Genomic DNA, 21,777 nt, shown 5'->3' with positions numbered 1-21,777 from the left:
AGGACAGCCGTCCCGCCACAACCGGTTTTATCCGCCGCACCGCAGCGCCGGACAATTCCCATAAATCAGGCAACGGCATCCAGTGCCTTGCAGTCCGAGGCCGCCCAGCCGATCCGCACCGTCTCGCCTTCGGCGAGCTTGTTGCGTTCGCCGCGGTTGCGCACCTTGACGATGAACTCGTCATTGCCCGCGACATTCATGCGCACGCGGATGTGGTCGCCGAGATAGATCAGTTCTTCGACCCGCCCGTCGACCATGTTGTCCATTTCGTCCGCCGGCTGCAGTTCGACTCGCTCCGGGCGCAGCGACAGCGTGGTGTTGGTTCCCACCCCGGCGATGTTGACCGGATCGGCCTTCAGTTTGACGCCGCCGCTCACCTCCACGGCGCAGGCTCCGTCATCGACTGCCGTGACAAGGCCGTTCAGCTTGTTGTTCTCGCCGATGAACTGCGCGACGAAGGAATTCTGCGGTGCTTCATAGAGCACGTCCGGCGTCGACAGCTGCTGGATGATGCCGTCGTTGAAGACCGCAACCCGGTCCGACATCGTCAGCGCCTCGGTCTGGTCGTGCGTCACATAGACCACGGTCACGCCGAGGTTTTCGTGGATGTGCTTGATCTCGTACTGCATCTGCTCGCGCAGCTGCTTGTCCAGCGCGCCCAGCGGCTCGTCCATCAGCACCAGTTCCGGGTCGAACACCAGCGCGCGCGCCACCGCTACGCGCTGTTGCTGGCCGCCGGACAGTTGTGCCGGTCGGCGGCTGCCGAAACTGCCCAGCTCGACCATCTCAAGCGCGCGCTTGATCCGCGTTTCCTGGTCGGCCTTGCTCATGCCGCGGACCTGCAGCGGAAACGCCAGGTTTTCGGCCACAGTCATGTGCGGGAACAAGGCGTAGTTCTGGAAAACCATGCCGATGCCGCGCTTGTGCGGCGGCACATTGTTGATCGGCCGGTTGTCGAGATAAATCTCGCCATGCGTCGCCGGTTCGAAACCGGCGAGCATCATCAAGCACGTGGTTTTGCCCGATCCCGACGGTCCGAGCATCGTCAGGAATTCGCCCGGCGCGATGTCCAGATTGAGGTTTTTTACGACAAGCATCTCGCCGTCATAACTCTTTTGCACGCTGTCATAGCGCACAGCCGCGCCGTGCGTATCGGCCATTCCGTATCCCTGTATTGCCCCGCGCGCTTCTGCGCCAAGAGAAACGCTTTCGCGCAACAAAGCTCTTGTGATCGGACTTGTAAAGAGCCGGATTGCCTTTTTTTCGCACAGCCCGTCGCGGCTGCCCTAAACGTAATCTTACCTAATGGAATGCTCTGCGATCAGGCGTCCTGTGCGAAGATCGAATACCAGCAGCCGCTCGCCATTTCCGGGCAGTTGACCGAAGAAAAGAATCCGCTCGGCAGACACCGCGGTATCGCGCACATCGAAACCTTCCGGCAGGTCGATGACGGCGTTTGCGACCGTCTCCGACGCACCGCCACCCGAGGCTCGGTAGACAACGGCACCCAGCACCGCCATAAGGCCCACCAGCATGATGCCGATCGAGACCACCATCAGCCGCGCCAGACGGCGGCGCACCCGCTCCATGGCCGGGTCGAGTGGCGTTTCATGTTCCGGATCGTCGAAAGAGGTCGGCATGTCAGGGGCGCCGGTAATGATGAGAGCGGTTGGTGCATGTCATGGCAGACGGCCATAACGAAGCCGGGACGGAAATGGAAGTCCTGACCGCCGGTTCCGACGCAGCGGGGATGCGGCTCGACCAGTGGCTGGCGCTGCGGCTCGCCGGAACATTGTCACGCAGCCGGCTGAAGCAACTGATCGGGAACGGCCAGGTCTGCCTCAACGGGATCGCTGTGACCGAGACCAAGCGCAAGTTGAGGCTTGGCGACGTCATTACCGTCGAGTTGCCCGAGCCGGAGCCCGCCGAGCCGGAGCCGCAGGCAATCCCGCTGACGATCCTGTACGAGGACACCGATGTCGTCGTGATCGACAAGCCCGCCGGACTGGTGGTCCACCCCGGCCCGGGGAACCCGTCCGGCACGTTGGTCAATGCGCTTCTCCATCACTGCGGCGACAGCTTGTCGGGCATCGGCGGCGTCCGCCGGCCAGGCATCGTTCACAGGCTCGACAAGGATACTTCCGGCGTCATGGTGGTCGCCAAGAACGACCGCGCCCATCAGGCCCTGAGCGCCCAGTTTGCCGATCACGGGCGCACGACGCCGATGCGCCGCAGCTATCTGGCGCTCGTCTGGGGGGTGCCAAGCCGCATGGCCGGCACGATCGAGACGCATCTGGGCCGTTCGCCGCGCGACCGGCTCAAACAGGCGGTTGTTTCGCCGTCACAGCCGGATGCGCGCCATGCCGTCACCCATTTCCGGGTCGCCGAGCAGTTCGGAGATCATGCCTCTGGAAACGCGCTGGCAAGTCTGGTCGAGTGCATCCTTGAGACCGGCCGCACACACCAGATCCGGGTTCACATGGCGCATATCGGGCACCCGCTGATTGGCGATCGCGACTACGGCAAAAGTTTCGCCACAAAGGTCAATACAATGGAAGAACCGTTGCGCGGACGTTTCGCGGCACTCGGGCGACAGGCACTGCATGCCGCCAGTCTCGCCTTCGTTCATCCGTCCAGCGGCGAGGTGATGCGTTTCGAAACCGCGCTGCCGGATGACATGGCAACGCTGGTTTCAGGCTTGCGTGACGATTTGTAACAGGGCTTGAACCGAGCGCCGGCAATTCCTATCTGCAAAATGCGCCAATTCGCCGTTTTTTTACGGCATGCGGCGCATTGGCGTCCGGTCGAATGCGACGGAAGCGTCAATGGTTCGCCGCAATCATGCGGGACCGTAACATCGATGAAAGGGTGCTGACTTATGGCCCAGACTAATCTGCCCAGCCTTTATGGCGGCGAAGGCGGCCTCACGCGATATCTCGAGGAAATCCGCCGCTTTCCCATGCTCCAGCCGCAGCAAGAATACATGCTCGCGAAGCGCTATCGGGAGCACGACGATCCGGACGCCGCGCACCAGCTCGTAACCAGCCATCTTCGCCTCGTTGCCAAGATCGCAATGGGATACCGGGGCTATGGTTTGCCAATCGGCGAAGTGATCTCCGAAGGCAATGTCGGCCTGATGCAAGCTGTCAAGCGGTTCGAGCCCGAGCGCGGCTTCCGCCTCGCGACCTACGCGATGTGGTGGATCAAGGCCTCGATTCAGGAATACATCCTGCGTTCGTGGAGCCTCGTGAAGATGGGCACCACCGCTAACCAGAAACGTCTGTTCTTCAACCTGCGCAAGGCCAAGAACAAGATCCAGGCGCTGGGCGACAGCGACCTCAATCCCGATCAGGTCAAGAAGATCGCGACCGAACTCCAGGTTTCCGAGGACGAAGTCGTGTCGATGAACCAGCGCATGGCTGGCGATGCCTCGCTCAACGCCCCGATCCGGGCAACGGACGGCGAGAACGGTCAGTGGCAGGATTGGCTCGTCGACGAAAGCGACAGCCAGGAGAAGATGCTGATCGATGAGGACGAGCGCGAACAGCGCAGCGCCCTTCTGCATGACGCGATGGATGTCCTGAACGACCGCGAGAAACGCATCTTCAAGGCGCGCCGCCTGTCGGAAGATCCTCTGACGCTCGAAGAGCTGTCCGGAGAGTTCGACATTTCCCGCGAACGCGTTCGCCAGATCGAGGTTCGCGCGTTCGAGAAGGTTCAGCAGGCGGTCAAGGCCGCCGCGATCGAAAAGGCCAAGGCCTTGCGCGGCAGCGAAACTGCTATCTGACCGGCGCTGTTAAGCTTTCGGTCAACCGTGAAACAAAGCCGGGTCGGTCGACCCGGCTTTTTTGCTGCGATGAAGAAGCTTTACTGGCCGGCGGCGGCCAGGCGCCACGCCTCGATAACCTGATCGAACACCTGCTTGCCCGGAATACCCTTCTCCAGCGTGATCAGGGCGCGGCGGCCGCTGACATACTGCATCGGGATATCGATCCACTCCTGCTGCTGCATCAGATTGAGATTGGTCTCGATCGCCGTTTCGGCGTCTGTCAGCGCAATCAGGAAGATGTTCGTGTCGATCGGCGCCGCGACACCGATCAGCGCATTGCCCGGATCCTGCTCGGTCGACTTGTAGGTGATGCGCTGGACGTCGGCGATCCCGCGCCCTTCGAACGTTTCGGGCACCCGGAAGAACAGCTCGATCATGTGGCTGGCCGGGAATGTCGTGTCCGTGTTGCGCCGGATCGTCAGTTCCAGGGTCAGGCCCAATTCGGGAACGTTTGCTTCGGCGCGGATCGCCGGTTCGAGCGGTGCGTCGCCGCCGGGAGATTCCTGCACGATCGACCAGACGGTCGCACCTGCCTGCGCGGTACCGGCCTGCGAACCTGTGCGTTCCTGATAGAAGATCGCGCGCTGGCCCACGGGAAGCGCGCTGTCGGGTCCCGCCGCCTCTTGCCCGCCTGCGTCGGTGGTGCCGCCCGCAGCCGGCTGGCTACCGGTATCGTCGGCGGTCTGTCCGGCGACCGTCGTACCCTCGCCGGCACGGTCAGCGCCACTGGCAGGCCCAGCGTCGATCTCGACGCCGTCCTCCGTCAGACGCTGCGTGAACTTCGTCGTATCGTCGGTACCGTCGGCGCCGGCATTCGCATCCGCGGTGTCTTGCGGCGCGGTCACCGTGTCATCGGGCGTCACTGTGGTGCTGGGGACTGTGCGCACCGGAATACCGTCGGAATTCGTTTGCGTAACTGCCCGCTCCCCTCCGCCGAACAGAGCAGCAACGGTTGACCCGCCGAACATCACTGCGAGCACGATCACGACGAGTACGCCGGCCACGATCGCTGCCGGGACGATCAGCCCGCTGCTCCGTTGCAGCAGCGAACCTTCCGGTCTCGGAATATCGCCGCCATCCATGTGGATATGGTCGACCGCCGGTTCCGCAGCCGGACCGGGTGCATGCCCTGCCGCCGCTTCCGCGCCTGGCCGCTGGTCCGTCAGGAATGCTTCGAGCGGGTCCTCTCGCCGCGCCTGCGCGCGTTGCGGCTGCTGCGTGGGTGCGCTGATTGCAGGCTCGTTGAACAATGCGTCGAGATCGTCGACATCCGGCTCGAATGCCTCGACGTCGAAACCCGTCTCGATTTCGGCAATGGCGGCATCCAGCTTCTCGAACTGTCGATCGATGGCCGCCTGGGGCGGCGGCGACGGCATGGCCTCAATCTGGCGCCGGATTGTCGCACGGGCACGTTCATAGACCTTGGCCCGCATCTCCGGTGTCGGGTTCGCCATCCCTTCCAGGGTCTTTCGCAGGACGGCCGAAAAATCTGCCATGTTATCAATCCGTTGTGAGTCGGGATTCGCGTTAAACTAGTCTTGAAAGGGATCGGTCACAAGTATCGTGTCGTCCCGCTCTGGACTGGTGGACAACAATGCAACCGGCGCGCCGATCAGTTCTTCGATGTGACGGACATATTTAACGGCCTGAGCCGGCAAGTCGTTCCAGGTTCGCGCACCGGCTGTCGTCGCCTTCCAGCCCTCGACCGTTTCGTAGATGGGTTCAACCCGCGCTTGTGCGCCCTGACTCGCGGGAAAGTAGTCGATCTTGCGCCCATCGAGCATGTAACCGACACACACCTTGATCTCTTCGAGACCGTCCAGCACGTCCAGTTTCGTAAGCGCGATGCCGGTAATACCGTTGATCGCGACCGCCTGGCGCACCAGTACGGCGTCGAACCAGCCGCAGCGGCGCTGCCTTCCGGTCACCGTGCCGAATTCATGCCCGCGCTCGCCAAGGAACTGGCCGATCTCGTTTTGCTGTTCGGTGGGAAACGGCCCTTCGCCGACCCTCGTCGTATAGGCCTTGGTGATGCCAAGCACGTATTCGACGCTGCCGGGTCCGAGCCCTGACCCGGTCGCGGCCTGTCCCGACACTGTGTTGGAAGAGGTCACGAACGGGTAGGTGCCGTGATCGATATCCAACAGAGTGCCCTGCGCGCCTTCGAACAGGATGCGCGCGCCGCGTCGGCGGTGATCGTCCAGAACTTTCCAGACGCGGTCGATATAGGGAAGGATGTCGCCGGCGATCGAGCGCAATTCCTCCATGATGGTCTCATGCGACACTTCCGGCTGGCCGAGGCCGCGCCGAAGCGCGTTGTGATGTGTCAGCATGCGGTCGACCTTGGCCGGCAATGTTTCCATATTGGCGAGATCCATGACGCGGATCGCCCGCCGGCCCACCTTGTCCTCATAGGCAGGGCCGATGCCGCGCCGCGTGGTGCCGATCTTGGTTCCCGAGTTCGAAGCCGCATCCTCGCGGATGCCGTCGAGCTCTCGGTGCAGCGATAGGATCAACGACGTGTTTTCGGCGATCCGCAGCCGTTCCGGGCCGATGGCGACGCCCTGCTCGCCAAGCCGGCGAACCTCCGCGACAAAGGCATGCGGGTCGAACACCACCCCGTTGCCGATGATCGAAAGCTTGCCCTCGCGTACGACACCGGACGGAAGAAGCGAAAGCTTGTAGCTGACACCGTCGATGACCAGCGTGTGACCGGCATTGTGCCCGCCCTGGAATCGCACCACCACATCGGCCCGCTCGGAAAGCCAGTCGACAATCTTGCCTTTGCCTTCGTCGCCCCATTGGCTACCGATTACAACTACATTGGACATGTGCCCGCTTTCATCCTCATCGTGTTAAACCCGCAGCCTTTTAGACGCAGCGTCGTCAAAGTGCGATAGCTGCCGGGGCAAAAACCGGCGGTTGCAGGCAACGCAGGCGGTTTACCGCGCCGGTCCGATCGTTTAGCAGGACGCTTCGCCGCCGAAACGGATCGCCTCATGCCTGCTAAAGGTTCTGATCGCATCGCTTATGCGCTCCTGTTGTTTACCGCCCTGTTCTGGGGCGGCAATGCGATCGCGGGCAAGCTGGCCGTCGGCCACATCTCGCCGATGACGCTGACATTCGCGCGCTGGTTTGCCGCCTTCTTGATCATGGCGGCGTTCGGCTGGCCGCAACTGCGGCGCGACTGGTCTGCGGTGCGCAACCATGTGCCGTTGTTGCTGGCATATGGGATCTTCGGCTTCGCGCTGTTCAACATCACTCTCTACACCGCACTCAAATACACATCGGCGATCAACGTCGCGATCGAGCAGTCGGCCATGCCGATGTTTATTTTCCTGGCCAATTTTGCCCTTTTTGGGATGCGCGTCAGTCTCTCGCAGATTCTTGGCTTCTGCCTGTCGGTCGTCGGCGTGGCGCTCGTCGCCTCCAACGGCAATCTGGCGCGATTGGCGACACTCGACATCAATCGCGGCGATGCGCTGATGATCTTCGCCGTACTGCTTTATTCCGGCTACACGGTGGCGCTCCGCTACAAGCCTGCGATCGACTGGAAATCGCTGATGTCGGTCATGGCGTTTTCGGCCATGGTCACTTCGCTGCCCTTCGCGATCTGGGAACAGATGTCGGGCAACGGCATCCGGCCGGACATGCGCGGCCTGGCGGTCGCCGGCTACACGGCGATCTTCCCGGCCATTCTCGCCCAGGTCTTCTACATGCGCGGCGTCGAGATGATCGGCGGCAACCGCGCCGGCCTGTTCATCAACGGCGTACCGGTCTTCGGCGCGTTGCTGGCCATCGCCATTCTCGGCGAGCGTTTCCAAACCTTCCACGCGATGGCGCTGGTGCTGGTGATCGGCGGGATCTGGATGGCCGAGCGCAATCCGGCAAGAGACAAGCCCGTCTAGCCGCAAACGGGAAAACCGACCGCCAGACAAAAATCCGGCGGTTGACGTCGGACCGCGCGATAAGGTCAAGAACCTGCCCATCAGTGAGGCGCGTCCGGGCAACCACCGGATTTGACGGGATCATAGCACAAAAACGCCGCCGGCCGAAGCCGGCGCCGTTCACGATTTCAGGCTCCCGGTTGCACCGGCGCCGGCTGCCGGTTCACGCCACGTCGAACACGAGCGACTTCGCCGACAGGATTTCCGGGAAGTTGCGCACCTCGTCGAGCACCTCTTCGCGCACCGCTTCGTCGACATAGAGCAGCGCGATGGCGTCGCCGCCGGGCCGGTTGCGGCCGAGCTGGAAGTTGGCGATGTTGACGCCGTGCTTGCCGAAGGTGGTGCCGAGAATGCCGATGATGCCCGGCGCGTCATTGTTGGTCGTGTAGACCATGTGCTGGCCGATCTCGGCATCCAGGTTGATGCCCTTGATCTGGATGAAGCGCGGCTTGTGGTCGGAGAACACGGTCCCGGCCACCGAACGGGTCTGGTTGGCCGTCGTCACCGTCAGCTTGATATAGCCGTCGAAGACGCCCGACTTGTCGCGCTTGACCTCCGAGACGATGATTCCGCGTTCCTTCACCATCACCGGCGCCGACACCATGTTGACATCGGCGACCACCGGGCGGATCAGGCCGGCCAGCGCCGCGCTGGTCAGCGCCCGCGTGTTCATCTCCGCCGTCGAGCCGTCATAGAGGATCTCGACTTCCTTGATGGCGCTTTCCGTCACCTGGCCGACAAACGCGCCAAGCACCTCCGCAAGCTTGACGAAGGGCTTCAGCCGCGGCGCCTCCTCGGCGGTGATCGACGGCATGTTGATGGCGTTGGAAACCGCGCCCTTCAACAGATAGTCCGACATCTGCTCGGCGATGTGCAGCGCCACGTTTTCCTGCGCTTCGGTGGTCGACGCGCCCAGATGCGGCGTGCACACCACATTCGGCAGATGGAACAGTTCGTTCTTGACCGCCGGCTCGACCTCGAACACGTCGATGCCCGCGCCTGCCACCTTGCCGCTTTTCAGCGCTTCGACGAGATCGGCCTCGACGATCAGGCCGCCGCGGGCGCAGTTCACGATCCGCACCCCGTCCTTCATCTTGGCGATCGCCGCCGCGTCGATGATGTTGCGGGTCTTGTCGGTCAGCGGCGTGTGCAGCGTGATGAAATCGGCGCGTGCGAACAGGGCGTCGAGTTCGACCTTCTCGATGCCCAGTTCGACGGCGCGCTCCTCCGACAGGAACGGATCGAAGGCGATCACGTGCATCCTGAGCCCGACGGCGCGCGCGGCGACAATCGACCCGATATTGCCGCAGCCGATCAGGCCAAGCGTCTTGCCGGTGATCTCGACGCCCATGAATTTCGACTTTTCCCACTTGCCGGCGCTGGTCGAGGCATGCGCTTCGGGCAGTTGCCGGGCGACCGCGAACAGCATCGCAATCGCGTGTTCCGCCGTGGTGATCGAGTTGCCGAACGGCGTGTTCATCACGATGATGCCGCGCCGCGACGCCGCCGGAATGTCCACATTGTCGACGCCGATGCCGGCCCGGCCGACCACCTTCAGCTTGTCGGCTGCGCCGATCAGCTTCTCGGTGACCTTGGTCGCCGATCGGATCGCAAGACCGTCATACTGGCTGATGATCTCCAGCATCTTGTCCTTGTCCTTGCCGGCCTCCGGCAGGAAATCGACATCGATGCCGCGATCGCGAAAGATCTGTACGGCGGTTTCGGAAAGCTTGTCTGATACGAGTACACGCGGTGCCATGAAGGCCTCCCTCGCTGGAATTGAATGATCGGATAAAAGGGCGGCCGGCGGCCTCCCGCAGGAAGTTCAGGCGGCCGGTTTCAGTGCCGATTTCGCGGTCGCGAATGCCCAGTCGAGCCACGGCATGAGCGCCTCCAGATCGGAGGTCTCCACCGTCGCGCCGGCCCAAATCCGCAAGCCGGACGGTGCATCGCGATAGGCACCGATATCGAGCGCCACCTCGGCGCCGTCGAGCAGCGCCACGATTGACTTTGCAAACGCCGCCTGCTCGTCGGACGGCAAAGCAGCGATCTCAGCATCGACGATCTTCAGACAAACGGACGTGTTGGACCGCGACACCGGATCGGTGGCCAGGTTCTCCAGCCAGCCGCTGGCGTCGACATGGGTCTGGATCGCCGCGAAGTTGGCGTCGGCGCGCGCCATCAGCGCATCGAGGCCGCCAATCGACTTGGCCCAGTTCAGCGCGTCGACATAGTCGGCGACGCACAGCATCGACGGGGTGTTGATCGTCTCGCCCTTGAAGATGCCCTCGATCAGCTTGCCGCCCTTGGTCATGCGGAAGATCTTCGGCAACGGCCAGGCCGGCGAATAAGTCTCGAGCCGCTCGACGGCGCGCGGCGACAGGATGATCACGCCGTGGCCGCCCTCGCCGCCCAGCACCTTCTGCCAGGAGAAGGTCGTGACATCGAGCTTGTCGAAGTCGAGGTTCTGGGCAAACGCCGCCGAGGTCGCGTCGCAGATCGTCAGCCCTCCGCGGTCGGCGGGGATGAAATCGCCGTTCGGCACGCGCACGCCCGAGGTCGTGCCGTTCCAGGTGAACACGACATCGCGGCTGAAATCGATTGTCGAGAGATCGGGCAGCGCGCCGTAGGCGGCCTCGATCCGGCGCACATCCTCAAGCTTGAGCTGCTTGACGACATCGGTCACCCAGCCGGAGCCGAAGGACTCCCAGGCCACCATGTCGACGCCACGGGCGCCGAGCAACGACCAAAGCGCCATTTCGACAGCGCCGGTGTCGGATGCCGGCACGATGCCAATGCGGTGCGTGTCGGGAACGCGCAACAACGCACGCGTCAGCGCGATGGCGTTCGCCAGCAACGCCTTGCCGGGCTTGGATCGGTGGGAGCGCCCGAGCGTCGACGTATCGATATTGCCGATCGCCCAATTCGGGCGTTTCGAGCAGGGGCCGGATGAAAAACGGGGATTGGCCGGACGCACGTCCGGCGTGGGGATGTTCACAGTCATAGTCTACCCTTCCAGATAGTAGCCTCTCGTTGGGGAGAGGTGTCCCACGTCGGGCAGTACTGGCTGGACGTGTCGCGGTCAAGACAGTTTTCGGTCGCATCGCGCCAAAATCGCATCAGCGACATCACTAACGAAAAAGGGCCGCATCAGCGGCCCCGGAGCGTTCGTGTGTCGCCAACCCTACCAGATGTTGTAGCGCATGCCGAGATTGACCTGGTGTGTTCCATAGCCGGTTGCCGAAAGCGACGATCCCGTCGTGGCCGACGACGACAGCGACGGACCGCCGAAGTTCATGTAGCGATAGGCCGCCTCGACCACCACGGCTTCGGTCACTTCATAGGCAAGGCCCGCGGTCACCGCCCAGCCGAGACGGTAATCGACGCCGTTGCTGACCGTGCCAGGCTGGGTGTAGGGCTGGTTCGCCGCCGGCTGGTCGGCGACGCCATAGGCGCGGCAGCCTTCGACCCGTACATCCTCCGATTGCGGTACGCACTCCACCGAGTCGAGCTCCTCGCGCCAGGAAACGCGGCCGACGCCGATGCCCGCGCCAACGAACGGCATGAAACCGTAGAAATTGCCGAGATCGGCATAGGCGTTCACCATGCCGTAGGTCACGTCGTATTCGACCGTGTCCTTGTTGATACAGTTGGTGATGAAGTCGTCGTCGATGTATTCGACGTCCGTCACCGTATCGATGAATGTCCCCCACCCGTTACACGGGTTCGGGTCTCCCGGCAGAACGATTAGTTCAGCCGGCGTACCGAGCGGCTCGGTTCCATCCTCATACATCAGCTGCGACGACGAGTAGTCGGTGCCGGCAAGCCGTCCGAGACCGGCATCCATGCGCAGGAAACCGTTGAACCGGTAGCCCGCACCGATCGAGAAATGCGTCTTGTCGGTGAAATTGTTGTCAAGGTAAGTCGACTCCACCGGATTGCCGCTGATGCTGACATCGTGATGGCCATCGAAATTGATCCCGATATCGCCGCGTATGTACCAGCCCGATCCGAGTTCGGCCGGCCGGGCGAAATTGGCGTCGTCGGTGAAGATACCGCCGTCGACATCGGCCGCCATCGCCGCGCTGCCGGCAAGGCATGCCGTGACCAGACCGATCGCGCGTATCCGTTTCAGCATGTACGTCATGGCTCGACTTTCTCACTTTGTCCGGGACCGGGCGGCGAAGCACCGCGGGTACGCCTTCTTCACGCACTATTAAGGACAACAGTTAAGCGCCGGTTAAACATGTTAATTAACTTGGGTAATTATTGATCAGCATAAAAAAACCGGCCGCCAAGGCGACCGGTTTCTTTGTCGGAATTGTCTTTGTGGTTACTTGTAAACCGGAAGCGGTGCGGGCTGGTAGACAACCTCGACCGGCTTCTCGGCGCAGCCACCGAGTTGGTAGCGCAAACCGGCGCGAACCTCGTGGGTGTCGATACCCTTGTCGTAGCCGGGGCCGGTGTTGGCCGCGTAGCTGAACATGCTGCCGGCTTCGATGCGGCGCCAGCGGTAGCCGACATCGGCGGCAAGGTTGCAGGTCACGTCAACCGAGACACCGGCCATGAGGGCATAGGCGAAGCGCCATGAGGCGTGGCCCCAGTGAACGATCTCCGGATCGCAGTTCGCCGGGTTGCCGACTTCACAGGCGGTGTTGGACAGGTTGCCCCAATCGAGATGCGCGCCACCGAAGCCGCCGCCGACGTAAGGCGTGAACTTGCCGTAAGTGCCGAGGTCTACATAGGCGTTGACCATCAGGGCCAGTGCCGAAACCGATGCGATGTCGGTCGACACGCAGTCCGCCGCGACACCGCAGGAACCCCTGGTCGTGCCGTTGAAATCGCTCTCGTACCAGTCGACCGTCAGGTCGGTGCGCAGATGGTGGTTGATCTTGTAGCCGACGCCGGCGCCGTAGGTCAGCGTGCCCTTCAGGTCGCCCGAAAGCGTGTTGCTGCCAACGGAGAGCGGCGCACAAGGACCGGCGGTGCAGAAGGTGTAGTAATCGGAGCCGCGGAAACTGCCCCACGCATAGCCGATATCACCGCGCAGGTACCAGCCGGACGCTGCGGCGGGCACATGTTCGGGCACATCGAATACCGGAGCTTCGATAATCGGCGGGACAATCACGTCCGCTGCCATCGCCGGTTGGTACCCGATTACGGCGATCGCTGCGCCGCACACAAGGAGTTTCACCGCGTGTCTCATCATTCAATCCTTCCACCAGCCCGAGAAACGAAACAGGCACGTTGCTGTGTCGGGGCAGATACTGGCGGTGAAAGGTTAAAACGCGCTTAACCCTGTTTTTTTACTGTAATTATTAGCCATAACCGGCGCGCGCCTTCCGTTGCGGGAGGCGAATCCGCCGGAAGCTCAGGCCGCGGTCTTCAAATCGGCAATCGCACTGACAATGTCGTCGACCACCGCTTCGACCGTACCGCGGTCGTCGCCTTCGGCCATCACCCGGATGACCGGTTCCGTACCGGACGGCCTGATCACCACCCGGCCGCTGTCGCCAAGCCGTTCGCGTCCCTCTTCGATGGCCTCTTGCACGTGGTCGTCCTCAAGCGGCGCGCCGCCCTTGAAGCGCACGTTCTTGAGCACCTGGGGCACCGGCTCGAACTTCTTGCACACTTCGCTCGCCGGCCGGCCCGAAGCCTTGATGCAAGCCAGTACCTGAAGGGCCGAAATCAGCCCATCTCCGGTCGTCGAATAGTCTTTGAGAACGATATGGCCGGACTGCTCGCCGCCGACATTGTAGCCATGCTCGCGCATGTGCTCGACCACGTAGCGGTCACCGACCTTCGTGCGCACCAGATCGAGCCCCCTGCCATTCAGGAAACGCTCGAATCCGAGATTCGACATCACCGTGGCGACAACGCCGCCGCCAAGCAGGCGCTCTTCCTTGTGCCACTGCTCGGCGATCATCGCCATCAATTGGTCGCCATCGACCAGCACGCCCTTCTCATCGACGATCAGCACGCGGTCGGCATCGCCATCGAGCGCCACACCGAGATCGGCGCGCACCTCGTGCACCTTCTTCGACAGCGCGGTCGGGTTCGTCGAACCGCAATTGAGATTGATGTTGAGCCCGTTCGGCTCGTTGTTGATGTTGACGACATCGGCGCCCAGTTCCCAGAGCGCGGACGGGGCGGCCTTGTAGGCAGCGCCGTTGGCGCAGTCGACCACGACGCGCATGCCCGAAAGGGTCATGTCGCGCGGAAAGGTTCGTTTGGCCACCTCGATGTAGCGGTAAAGATCGCCCTCCACGCGGTGGGCGCGGCCGATCGCCTCTGATCGCGACATCCGTCCGGACAGGTCCTTGTCGATCATGCTTTCGATCTTCAACTCGATCTCGTCCGACAACTTGTAGCCATCGGGACCGAACAGCTTGATGCCATTGTCGTAGAACGGGTTGTGCGACGCCGAGATCATCACGCCGATATCGGCGCGCAGCGTGCGCGTCAGCATGGCGACGGCGGGCGTCGGCACCGGCCCCAACAGGAACACGTCCATGCCGGCAGCGGTGAAACCGGCCACCATCGCGTTTTCTAGCATGTAGCCGGACAGCCGCGTGTCCTTGCCTATCACCGCGCGGTGGCGGTGGCCGCCGCGCCGGAACGCCACGCCGGCCGCCATCCCGACCTTCATTGCGATTTCCGGTGTCATCGGAAACGCATTGGCGGCTCCGCGGATTCCATCGGTTCCAAAGTACTTGCGGGTCATGTCGTAGGCAGCTCTGTTGTGGAGGCGTCGTTCGCGTCACGTCATAATATATGCCGCTGCGAACAGGAACACCGCCATGCCAGCAAATTTGCGAACAGCTGCGAACATGGTTGATTTCGTCGGCAGGCTCAGTCGATCTGAGCGATCCATTCGCGCAGCAGTTCGACAGCGCGGTCGTCTGTGACCGAACGCCCCAGTTCCGGCATCATCACACCCGGCTCGCTGCTCTCCACGCGCAACAACAGGATCGAGGCATCGGGATTGCCGGGCTCGATATCATAGGTCCCGCCGCGCGCCGCCCGGCCGGCTGCGACCGGTCGCTTGCCGATCCCGAGCGCCACCGGGTCGTCGACATTCCAACCAAGAAACAAGCCCGAATTGCTGGCCGGACCGTCGGCCCGATGGCAATGCGCGCAGTTGATGTCCAGCCACGCGCGGGCCCGCGCGTTGAGCGGTGCATCGGGATCGAACGCGTCGGGCATGGCGGGCACACTGTCGAGTGTCGGAACCGCTGTCAGGATCCCCGCATCCGCCCAGCCCGCAATCTGGTTTTGCGGCCCGTCTGAATAGGCAAAGGCATGGTTGAGGTTGCGCGCTTTCGGCCCGATGGGCGCAACCTCGCCGCCGACCTCGTGACATCCCTTGCACTGGTTTCGGTTCGGTACGCGGTAGGTGACATCGACCGTCTCGCCGCCCTCCGTCGTCGCCACCAGGGCGAGCGTCTTGCCGGCGAGTGCCAGCTTCGCGTCCGTCTGCTCCTCGTTCCACACATAGGCCGAGGCCGCCCAGCCATCGCTCTGGCGCGCCAGCACGCGGGTTTCGATCAACCTTGGTGGCGATGCCGGATCGCCCGGCACCGACGGATAGGCGAATGTCTTGACGAGCGCCGAACCGACCGGAAACGCAAAAGCCTCGCGGTCGCCATAGACCGCCGCCGCGCCTGTCGGCACATAGACGAAACGCATCTTGCGGGCGTGATCGGTGAAAAGTTGCGTCGACGGTTCGAACGGCAACACCCGGCCGGCCGGAACCTGCGCTGCGAGGTCGGTAAAAAAGCCGTACTGCGACAGCATGCGCGGCGGCTTGGCCGCGTTGATTGCGGTTTCGTCGACCGCGTGTGCGGACGCGCCCGCAAAAACCGCCGCCAGCGCGACGGCCATCAATGCCGCGACGGCCCGCCAGGGCCTTGTCACGAGCGCTCGTCCTGCGGCAGCACGACAGGCGCCGGTTCGTCCAGCGCGCCGCGGTGGGTGCTGATATTGCGGTAGGGCGATACGTCGAACGGCAGGACCAGTTGCGTGATCATCCGCAGATTGGCGAAGGTCGTGTCGGCGGCCTCGTCGATGAAGATACGGTTTTCGCGCGCCGTCCAGGACAGCCATTCGGGAATGCGCGTCACCCCGTCCCACACGATGTCGGGCACCGGCTTGCCGGTCAAGCCCGCGATCAGCTCGCCGACCTCTCCGGTCGGGTCGCCACCGCCCTCGCCATACGCGTTGGAGTGGATATAGACCCCGCGCGGCACGAACATGTAGTCTTCATCTTCATACGCGTTTGGGTACGCCGCCACCAAAACATGCGTCGTCGCATTGCCGGCAAGGCGGTTGCCGAAGACATGCACATTGCGGTTGGCCATCACCATGATGCCCATGCCGCGCGGCACGATGCCGACAATGTTGCCCTCGGGCGCGAAATTCGCTGTATCGTTGTCGAACACGTCATTGTCGAAGACGCGGATATCATGGCCGCCCTGCTGCGGCAGGTTCGGCAGGTCGAAAATCAGAATACCGCCGGTATTGCGGGTGGCGACATTGCCGTAAACGTCGGCGCGAAACGAATTCTCGATCTCGATCCCGGCGACGTTGAATTCGGCACGGCTGCCGCGAACGATGATATTCTGGCTCTGCCCCACATAGATACCGGCATCCGACGCACCGCGCACCGTCACACCTTCCACCAGCACATTGCGGGAAGAAACCGGGTAAATACCATAGGCGCCATTTTCTGGGTCGGGACCATTGGTCCATTCAACCCGTAGATCGCGAAACGTGATCTCGTCGCTGCCCTTCGCCTTGATGCCATCGCCCTTGGTGTCCTCGACGGCGAAATCCTCCAGCACCACACGGTCGGATGTCACGAGAAGCCCCTCGCCGCCGCCGGCTTGGCCCTTGAACGACAAGATCGTCGCATCGGCGCCCGCACCGCGCAGGACAACTCCGTCGGCGTCCAGCGACAGGCCGTCATCGAGTTCGAAACGCCCGACACCAAGCGCAATCGTATCGCCTTCCTCTGCCAGGATCAGCGCCTCGATAAGTGCCTCGGCGCCATCTTCCGGCGTCACTCTCACATCGGCCGCGTTGGCCGCACCACTGATGAAAAATGCCGTAACGGCAGCGATCAAAAGTGCAGTCCGCTCGGTTTTCAAGGGTTTCCTCCCGACTGGATTTGAGTGATTGTAGCGAAAGCACGTCAAAAATGAATCTTCTTCACTTTCATGTCAACAACATCGATTCTCGAACCTGTCCAAAACCGGGCACGCAAGACCCAGGCACAACTTCTGACCGCTGTCGAGAGACTTGCCGAAACCGAGGGCTGCGAGGCGGTGACCACGACCCGCATCGCCTCGCTGTGCGGCGTCGCGGTCGGCACGATCTACCGCTACTACCCTGATCGCAATGCGCTACTGGCGGCCGCGTACGACGCGACAGTGTCGCGCATTGTCGCACAATGCGCGGAAGAGATGTCCGCACCATTGGCGGATGGCGAGCCGCTGCAGTCCATCGAGCGCTTGCTGGACGCCTATATCGGCGCGGCCGAGGCAATTCCGGCACATACCTTGCTGCTACGGGAAATGCGCCGCCTCGATCCGGGGCTGACGAACCGGGCCGGCGAGGCCAAAATCATCGGTGAGCTGATCGCGCCGGCACTGGCCGGGCTCGGCGTCCCTGCCGAACGCATCACTGCGGGCCGCCTTAATATCCTGTTCGCCATCCTGTCGAATCTGGTCGACTTGTACCTGATGCGCGATGCGCCGGCGGATCGCGCGGAGATCCGGCGCGAACTCGGGGCCCACGCAAGCCTCGCATTTCAGAGGATGTTCCAAGAAAAAACCCCGCCACAAGGCGGGGTCTAGAGGGCCAGCGGCCCGGTTTCTTCGCATTCGTCAGCCCTGCGGCTGCGGCTCCATGCCACCGGTATCCGGTTCGCCGCCGGGCTTGCGGCTCGACCCGGTTTTCGGCACCGCCGAACCGCGCGACGGCGGCGTGTCGTCACCCATGTCGCGGTCGGGCTTCTTGCCTTCGATGAGGCCCTTGACCTCGTCACCGGTCAGCGTTTCGAACTCCAGCAACCCTTCGGCGATTGCAATCCAGCCGTCGCGATACTCGGTCAAAATCCGGCGCGCCTCGGCATAGGCCTCGTCGATCAGCCGACGCACTTCGCCGTCGATAATCTGTGCGGTCTCTTCGGAGACATTCTGGGTACGCGCAACCGAATGGCCGAGAAACACCTCCTCCTGGTTTTCACCATAGGCAACGCATCCAAGCTTGTCGGAAAAGCCCCACTGCGTGACCATCGCCCGGGCAAGTTTGGTCGCCTGTTGGATGTCGGATGCGGCGCCGGAGGTAATGCGGTCCTTGCCGTACTTCATTTCCTCGGCGATACGCCCGCCCATCATGATCGCCAGCCGCGACACCATCTCGGTGTAATTCATTGAGACGCGGTCGCCTTCCGGCAACTGCATCACCATGCCCAACGCCCGTCCGCGCGGCACGATCGTCGCCTTGTGCAGCGGATCGGCCTCCGGCACCTTGATCGCAACGATGGCGTGACCGGCCTCGTGATAGGCGGTCTTTTCCTTTTCCTGCTCGGTCATGGCGAGCGTGCGGCGCTCGGCGCCCATCAGGATTTTGTCCTTGGCGTCCTCGAACTCCTGCATGGTCACCAACCGCTTGTTGCGGCGTGCGGCCAGCAACGCGGACTCGTTGACCAGGTTCATCAGGTCGGCACCGGAAAAGCCGGGCGTGCCGCGCGCCACCACCTTGAGGTCGACATTCGGCGCCAGCGGCACGTTACGCACATGCACGCGCAGAATCTTCTCGCGGCCCGAAACATCCGGGTTCGGCACAGTAACCTGGCGGTCGAAGCGGCCTGGCCGCAGCAGCGCCGGATCGAGAACGTCAGGCCGGTTGGTGGCGGCAATCAGGATGATCGATTCGTTTGCCTCGAAGCCATCCATCTCGACCAGCAACTGGTTCAGCGTCTGCTCGCGTTCGTCATTGCCGCCGCCAAGACCAGCACCGCGGTGACGACCGACTGCATCGATCTCGTCGATGAAGATGATGCAGGGCGAGTTCTTCTTAGCCTGTTCGAACATGTCTCGCACGCGGCTTGCGCCAACGCCGACGAACATTTCGACGAAGTCCGAACCCGAAATCGTGAAGAACGGAACGTTGGCTTCGCCGGCTACGGAACGCGCCAGCAAGGTTTTACCGGTTCCGGGCGGTCCAACCAAAAGCACACCGCGCGGGATTTTGCCGCCCAGCCGCTGGAACTTCTGCGGATCGCGCAGGAATTCGACGATTTCTTCAAGATCCTGTTTGGCCTCGTCGACACCGGCGACATCCGCGAAAGTAACGCGGCCATGCGCTTCGGTGAGCAGCTTGGCGCGCGACTTGCCGAATCCCATGGCGCGCGAACCACCGCCCTGCATCTGGCGCATGAAGAAGATCCACACGCCGAGAATGATGATCATCGGCAACCAGGTGATGATGTAGGACAGGAACGAGTTCGAGCCGTCGGTTTCCGGGCGCGCCCGGATCTCGACGCCCTGACCCTCAAGGCGCTCCACGAGCGTGTTGTCGCCCGGCGAATATGTCTGAAACGGCGCGCCGGAATCGTTATAGGTTCCGCTGATCCGGTCACCCGAGATCGTCACCGACTTGACTCGCCCGGAAGCAACGTCATCAAGGAATTGCGAATAGGCGACGTCGCGGCTCGCAGCCGATTGCGGCTGATTGTCGAACATGTTGAACAAGGCGATCAGCATAAGCGCGATGATCGCCCAGAGCGCGAAATTCCGGTAATTGGGGTTCATGATCTTCCCTTGACTGCCCCGAAATACACTCGGGGGATTTATCGACCAACATAGGTACGAAGCCGGTGATTGCCAAGGCGTTCCCATGCGCCAGGCCGGCGAACTTCTTCAAACAGGGTAACTGGCGAGCGGAGGCTCCGGCAGCGGCGGTCGCCCGCAGCGCCGGCCAATGGCATCGGCGAGGGCAAGATCGGGTAATGGAACAAGCGTATCATAGGCAAATCCGGCACGTCTCGCGTTACGCGCTTCCGGCTCGATTGCCGTAGCACCGGCCCGCTTTACAAGCAGGCAACCGGACACGGTCAGCCCTTCACCATTGTCCGCCGAGCCGACGAACCGCAACGCCTCCTCCAGCCGCTGTCCGCCCGGCAGATGCGCACAGTTTCCGACCTTGGCGAGAACCGCCGCCAGCGCCAGGGCAAAGCCCTGCGTTGCGGCCGGCGAACCAGGCAAAAGCAGCGCCCTAGCGCCGCCAGCCTCGAAGCGCCATGTCCGTTCATCGGCGACGATGCCGGCTGCGGCCTGCGCGGCGGCACGCCGGGCTTCGAACAGCGCCCGGTGGTCGGCAGCGGTCGACTCCACGCCGGATGCGGCCAGTTGCCTGCGCATGCGCACGCGTTCGAAGACCGGATCCTCGTTCGACGGGTCGTCGATCCAGCACTCGCCGGCCTGGCGCAACCAGTCGCGCAAGTCATCACGCCTCATGGCCAGCAACGGCCTGGCAAACCAGGTTTGCTGCGCGAAAAGCGTCGCCGGCGCGATTCCGGAAGCGCCCCGTCCCGCCCCACGCATCGCGCGCATGGCGATCGTCTCGCATTGATCGTCGAAAGTGTGGCCGGTCAGCACGCAGGCCGCGCCGCGCACGGCGGCCGCCTCGGCGAGCAGCCGGTAGCGCGCTTCGCGGGCCGCTTTCTGGAGCCCGGTGGCCGGTTTTTCCTGGTTCCATACACGCGTTTCGTGGGGAATATCGTGTTGCGCGCAGAACGTGGCGGCGCGCTCTGCTTCTGCCGCCGATTCCGGGCGCAATCCGTGGTCGACGGTCACCGCGACGAGCCTTTGCGCCATGTCCCGCGCCGCCAGCGCCTCGCGTATGAGAAGCACAAGTGCTGTCGAATCGCTGCCGCCCGAAAGCGCGGCAACCAGGGGTTCGTCCCCGGCAAGATCGATGAAGGGAAGAGATCGCCCGTCAGGCGATGCGGCAGGGCCGTTGATCAGCACTTTGCCTTTGTGCGCTCTTCACGAATACGCATTTGTACGGACTGCGACATGGTCGGATAGCTGGTCACGGCATCGTCGAAAGTCACGCAGGCGACGTCGCGATTGCCGAGCGCGGCCATGATCTGGCCGATCTTGAGAAGCGTTTCAGGCGCTTTCTGCATCTGCGGGAAATCGCTTTGCACGGCGATAAAAATCTCGACCGCCTCTTCAAGGCGGCCCTGCCCGGAAACGCTCTCACCCAGCCAGAACCGGGCATCTGGGGCCAGCGGGTCACTTGGAAACTGCTCGATGAACGACCGGAAGACACCTTCGGCGTTGGCGTAATCGCCGGCCAGCACATGCTGATAGCCTTCCCGATAAAAGGCTTCGGGATCGTTCGTGCGAATGACGCTGGCCACTGAATCGTTATCGAGCGCCGAACCAATTGCCTCCTGCGAGAAGTCCATTTCACCGCCAACCACGTTGCCGTCGCCGTCGACGATCAGCTTGCCGAGATTGCGCGGCGGCGCGCCGCGTTCCGACGAACCCTCCGCGACTGCGGCTCCCGACGCCGCTCCGTGCGTCGGCGCCAGAGCGGGCGCAGCGGCAGGCGGCATAGGAGCCGCCTGTGCCGCGTCGTCGGCCGGTGCGCTGCCGCCTCGTCCGGGATTTTCGAGTTCCTGGAAACGGAACTCGTTATCCTCCTGCATGCGGCGCATCTGCTCCTGCATCTCCAGCAGTTGGAATGTCAGTTCCTCGATGCGCCCGTTAAGTTGCCGGACCTGCTCCTCGAGCGTGAAAACCCGCGGATCCGAGACCTGCGCGATCTCATAGGAACCGGCCGGCAATCGTTGCCGCTCGGTGGCGGTCGCAGCACCGGCGCCTAGCACGGCAAGCGCCAGCCCGACAATCATCCCGCGAACCGCAATGCATTTGCATGCTGTCATTTCGTGTTGCACTCCCCACAATATTCTCGAGCCCCGAT

General features: G+C 62.9%; 18 protein-coding genes. 4 read left to right on the top strand and 14 right to left on the bottom strand.

Annotated elements, in window-relative coordinates; translation table 11 throughout:
- Window positions 1-65: 65 nt before the first annotated feature.
- Window positions 66-1,160, bottom strand: a complete 1,095-nt coding sequence (locus ACO06R_RS06220; protein ID WP_421857420.1) for an ABC transporter ATP-binding protein — start codon at window positions 1,158-1,160, stop codon at window positions 66-68.
- Between the two features lie 138 nt (window positions 1,161-1,298).
- Entirely contained in the window at window positions 1,299-1,640 is a 342-nt protein-coding gene (locus ACO06R_RS06215) for a DUF6476 family protein (RefSeq protein ID WP_421857418.1), read from the bottom strand.
- 74 nt (window positions 1,641-1,714) lie between these two features.
- Between ACO06R_RS06215 and ACO06R_RS06210 the strand changes: the two genes are divergently transcribed.
- Both ACO06R_RS06210 and rpoH read left to right on the top strand, forming a co-directional pair.
- Window positions 1,715-2,716 carry an RluA family pseudouridine synthase gene (locus ACO06R_RS06210; protein WP_421859245.1) on the top strand — a complete coding sequence of 334 codons (1,002 nt, stop codon included), beginning with the start codon at window positions 1,715-1,717 and terminating at the stop codon, window positions 2,714-2,716.
- Window positions 2,717-2,878: 162 nt separating this feature from the next.
- On the top strand, window positions 2,879-3,787 hold the full coding sequence (gene rpoH / locus ACO06R_RS06205; protein WP_421857416.1) for an RNA polymerase sigma factor RpoH: 909 nt from the start codon (window positions 2,879-2,881) through the stop codon (window positions 3,785-3,787).
- An 80-nt stretch (window positions 3,788-3,867) separates the two neighbouring features.
- On the opposite strand, the gene ACO06R_RS06200 is transcribed toward rpoH, so the two are convergent.
- Window positions 3,868-5,325, bottom strand: a complete 1,458-nt coding sequence (locus ACO06R_RS06200) for a hypothetical protein (protein ID WP_421857414.1) — start codon at window positions 5,323-5,325, stop codon at window positions 3,868-3,870.
- A gap of 36 nt (window positions 5,326-5,361) precedes the next feature.
- Window positions 5,362-6,660: an adenylosuccinate synthase gene (locus ACO06R_RS06195; RefSeq protein WP_421857412.1), complete on the bottom strand. Its 1,299-nt coding sequence runs from the start codon at window positions 6,658-6,660 to the stop codon at window positions 5,362-5,364.
- Between the two features lie 168 nt (window positions 6,661-6,828).
- Between ACO06R_RS06195 and ACO06R_RS06190 the strand changes: the two genes are divergently transcribed.
- Window positions 6,829-7,737 carry a DMT family transporter gene (locus ACO06R_RS06190; RefSeq protein ID WP_421857410.1) on the top strand — a complete coding sequence of 303 codons (909 nt, stop codon included), beginning with the start codon at window positions 6,829-6,831 and terminating at the stop codon, window positions 7,735-7,737.
- Window positions 7,738-7,939: 202 nt separating this feature from the next.
- Here ACO06R_RS06190 and serA read toward each other — a convergent pair whose 3' ends face one another.
- The 7 genes from serA to ACO06R_RS06155 all read right to left on the bottom strand — a co-directional run bounded on the left by serA (window position 7,940) and on the right by ACO06R_RS06155 (window position 16,925).
- Window positions 7,940-9,535 carry a phosphoglycerate dehydrogenase gene (gene serA, locus ACO06R_RS06185; RefSeq protein ID WP_421857408.1) on the bottom strand — a complete coding sequence of 532 codons (1,596 nt, stop codon included), beginning with the start codon at window positions 9,533-9,535 and terminating at the stop codon, window positions 7,940-7,942.
- Between the two features lie 66 nt (window positions 9,536-9,601).
- A complete protein-coding gene (locus tag ACO06R_RS06180; RefSeq protein WP_421857406.1) occupies window positions 9,602-10,780 on the bottom strand; it encodes a phosphoserine transaminase in 1,179 nt (392 codons plus the stop codon).
- A gap of 180 nt (window positions 10,781-10,960) precedes the next feature.
- Window positions 10,961-11,923, bottom strand: coding sequence for an outer membrane protein (locus ACO06R_RS06175; RefSeq protein ID WP_421857404.1), 963 nt, complete (start codon window positions 11,921-11,923; stop codon window positions 10,961-10,963).
- Between the two features lie 186 nt (window positions 11,924-12,109).
- Window positions 12,110-12,985 (bottom strand): outer membrane protein, encoded by an 876-nt coding sequence (locus ACO06R_RS06170; protein ID WP_421857402.1) that lies wholly within the window; start codon window positions 12,983-12,985, stop codon window positions 12,110-12,112.
- Window positions 12,986-13,147: 162 nt separating this feature from the next.
- On the bottom strand, window positions 13,148-14,500 hold the full coding sequence (gene glmM / locus ACO06R_RS06165) for a phosphoglucosamine mutase (protein ID WP_421857400.1): 1,353 nt from the start codon (window positions 14,498-14,500) through the stop codon (window positions 13,148-13,150).
- 128 nt (window positions 14,501-14,628) lie between these two features.
- On the bottom strand, window positions 14,629-15,693 hold the full coding sequence (locus ACO06R_RS06160; RefSeq protein WP_421857398.1) for an SO2930 family diheme c-type cytochrome: 1,065 nt from the start codon (window positions 15,691-15,693) through the stop codon (window positions 14,629-14,631).
- Window positions 15,690-16,925, bottom strand: coding sequence for a parallel beta-helix domain-containing protein (locus ACO06R_RS06155; RefSeq protein ID WP_421857396.1), 1,236 nt, complete (start codon window positions 16,923-16,925; stop codon window positions 15,690-15,692). Before ACO06R_RS06155 ends, ACO06R_RS06160 begins: the two co-directional genes overlap by 4 nt.
- A gap of 69 nt (window positions 16,926-16,994) precedes the next feature.
- Here ACO06R_RS06155 and ACO06R_RS06150 point away from each other — a divergent pair, with 69 nt between their 5' ends.
- On the top strand, window positions 16,995-17,633 hold the full coding sequence (locus ACO06R_RS06150) for a TetR/AcrR family transcriptional regulator (RefSeq protein WP_421857394.1): 639 nt from the start codon (window positions 16,995-16,997) through the stop codon (window positions 17,631-17,633).
- 30 nt (window positions 17,634-17,663) lie between these two features.
- Here ACO06R_RS06150 and ftsH read toward each other — a convergent pair whose 3' ends face one another.
- The 3 genes from ftsH to ybgF form a co-directional block, all read right to left on the bottom strand.
- Entirely contained in the window at window positions 17,664-19,595 is a 1,932-nt protein-coding gene (gene ftsH, locus ACO06R_RS06145; RefSeq protein ID WP_421857392.1) for an ATP-dependent zinc metalloprotease FtsH, read from the bottom strand.
- Window positions 19,596-19,703: 108 nt separating this feature from the next.
- Entirely contained in the window at window positions 19,704-20,813 is a 1,110-nt protein-coding gene (gene tilS, locus ACO06R_RS06140) for a tRNA lysidine(34) synthetase TilS (protein WP_421857390.1), read from the bottom strand.
- The gene (gene ybgF, locus ACO06R_RS06135) at window positions 20,807-21,739 is read right to left on the bottom strand and encodes a tol-pal system protein YbgF (protein WP_421857388.1); all 933 of its coding nucleotides are present in this window, start codon (window positions 21,737-21,739) and stop codon (window positions 20,807-20,809) included. Before ybgF ends, tilS begins: the two co-directional genes overlap by 7 nt.
- Window positions 21,740-21,777 lie beyond the last annotated feature (38 nt).

Origin of the sequence: Oricola sp., from assembly GCF_965230365.1 — a bacterium.
GTDB lineage: Bacteria > Pseudomonadota > Alphaproteobacteria > Rhizobiales > Rhizobiaceae > Oricola.
Note: the sequence above shows the minus strand (reverse complement) of the source record. Positions and strands in the feature narration are given on the sequence as shown.

Coding starts and splice junctions, on each gene's coding strand:
- ACO06R_RS06215 (WP_421857418.1), bottom strand. CDS start 1,640: ATGCCGACCTCTTTCGACGATCCGGAACATGAAACGCCACTCGACCCG.
- glmM (WP_421857400.1), bottom strand. CDS start 14,500: ATGACCCGCAAGTACTTTGGAACCGATGGAATCCGCGGAGCCGCCAAT.
- ACO06R_RS06220 (WP_421857420.1), bottom strand. CDS start 1,160: ATGGCCGATACGCACGGCGCGGCTGTGCGCTATGACAGCGTGCAAAAG.
- ACO06R_RS06200 (WP_421857414.1), bottom strand. CDS start 5,325: ATGGCAGATTTTTCGGCCGTCCTGCGAAAGACCCTGGAAGGGATGGCG.
- ACO06R_RS06175 (WP_421857404.1), bottom strand. CDS start 11,923: ATGACGTACATGCTGAAACGGATACGCGCGATCGGTCTGGTCACGGCA.
- ACO06R_RS06195 (WP_421857412.1), bottom strand. CDS start 6,660: ATGTCCAATGTAGTTGTAATCGGTAGCCAATGGGGCGACGAAGGCAAA.
- ACO06R_RS06150 (WP_421857394.1), top strand. CDS start 16,995: ATGTCAACAACATCGATTCTCGAACCTGTCCAAAACCGGGCACGCAAG.
- ybgF (WP_421857388.1), bottom strand. CDS start 21,739: ATGACAGCATGCAAATGCATTGCGGTTCGCGGGATGATTGTCGGGCTG.
- ACO06R_RS06180 (WP_421857406.1), bottom strand. CDS start 10,780: ATGACTGTGAACATCCCCACGCCGGACGTGCGTCCGGCCAATCCCCGT.
- ACO06R_RS06210 (WP_421859245.1), top strand. CDS start 1,715: ATGGAAGTCCTGACCGCCGGTTCCGACGCAGCGGGGATGCGGCTCGAC.
- ftsH (WP_421857392.1), bottom strand. CDS start 19,595: ATGAACCCCAATTACCGGAATTTCGCGCTCTGGGCGATCATCGCGCTT.
- rpoH (WP_421857416.1), top strand. CDS start 2,879: ATGGCCCAGACTAATCTGCCCAGCCTTTATGGCGGCGAAGGCGGCCTC.
- ACO06R_RS06190 (WP_421857410.1), top strand. CDS start 6,829: ATGCCTGCTAAAGGTTCTGATCGCATCGCTTATGCGCTCCTGTTGTTT.
- serA (WP_421857408.1), bottom strand. CDS start 9,535: ATGGCACCGCGTGTACTCGTATCAGACAAGCTTTCCGAAACCGCCGTA.
- ACO06R_RS06170 (WP_421857402.1), bottom strand. CDS start 12,985: ATGATGAGACACGCGGTGAAACTCCTTGTGTGCGGCGCAGCGATCGCC.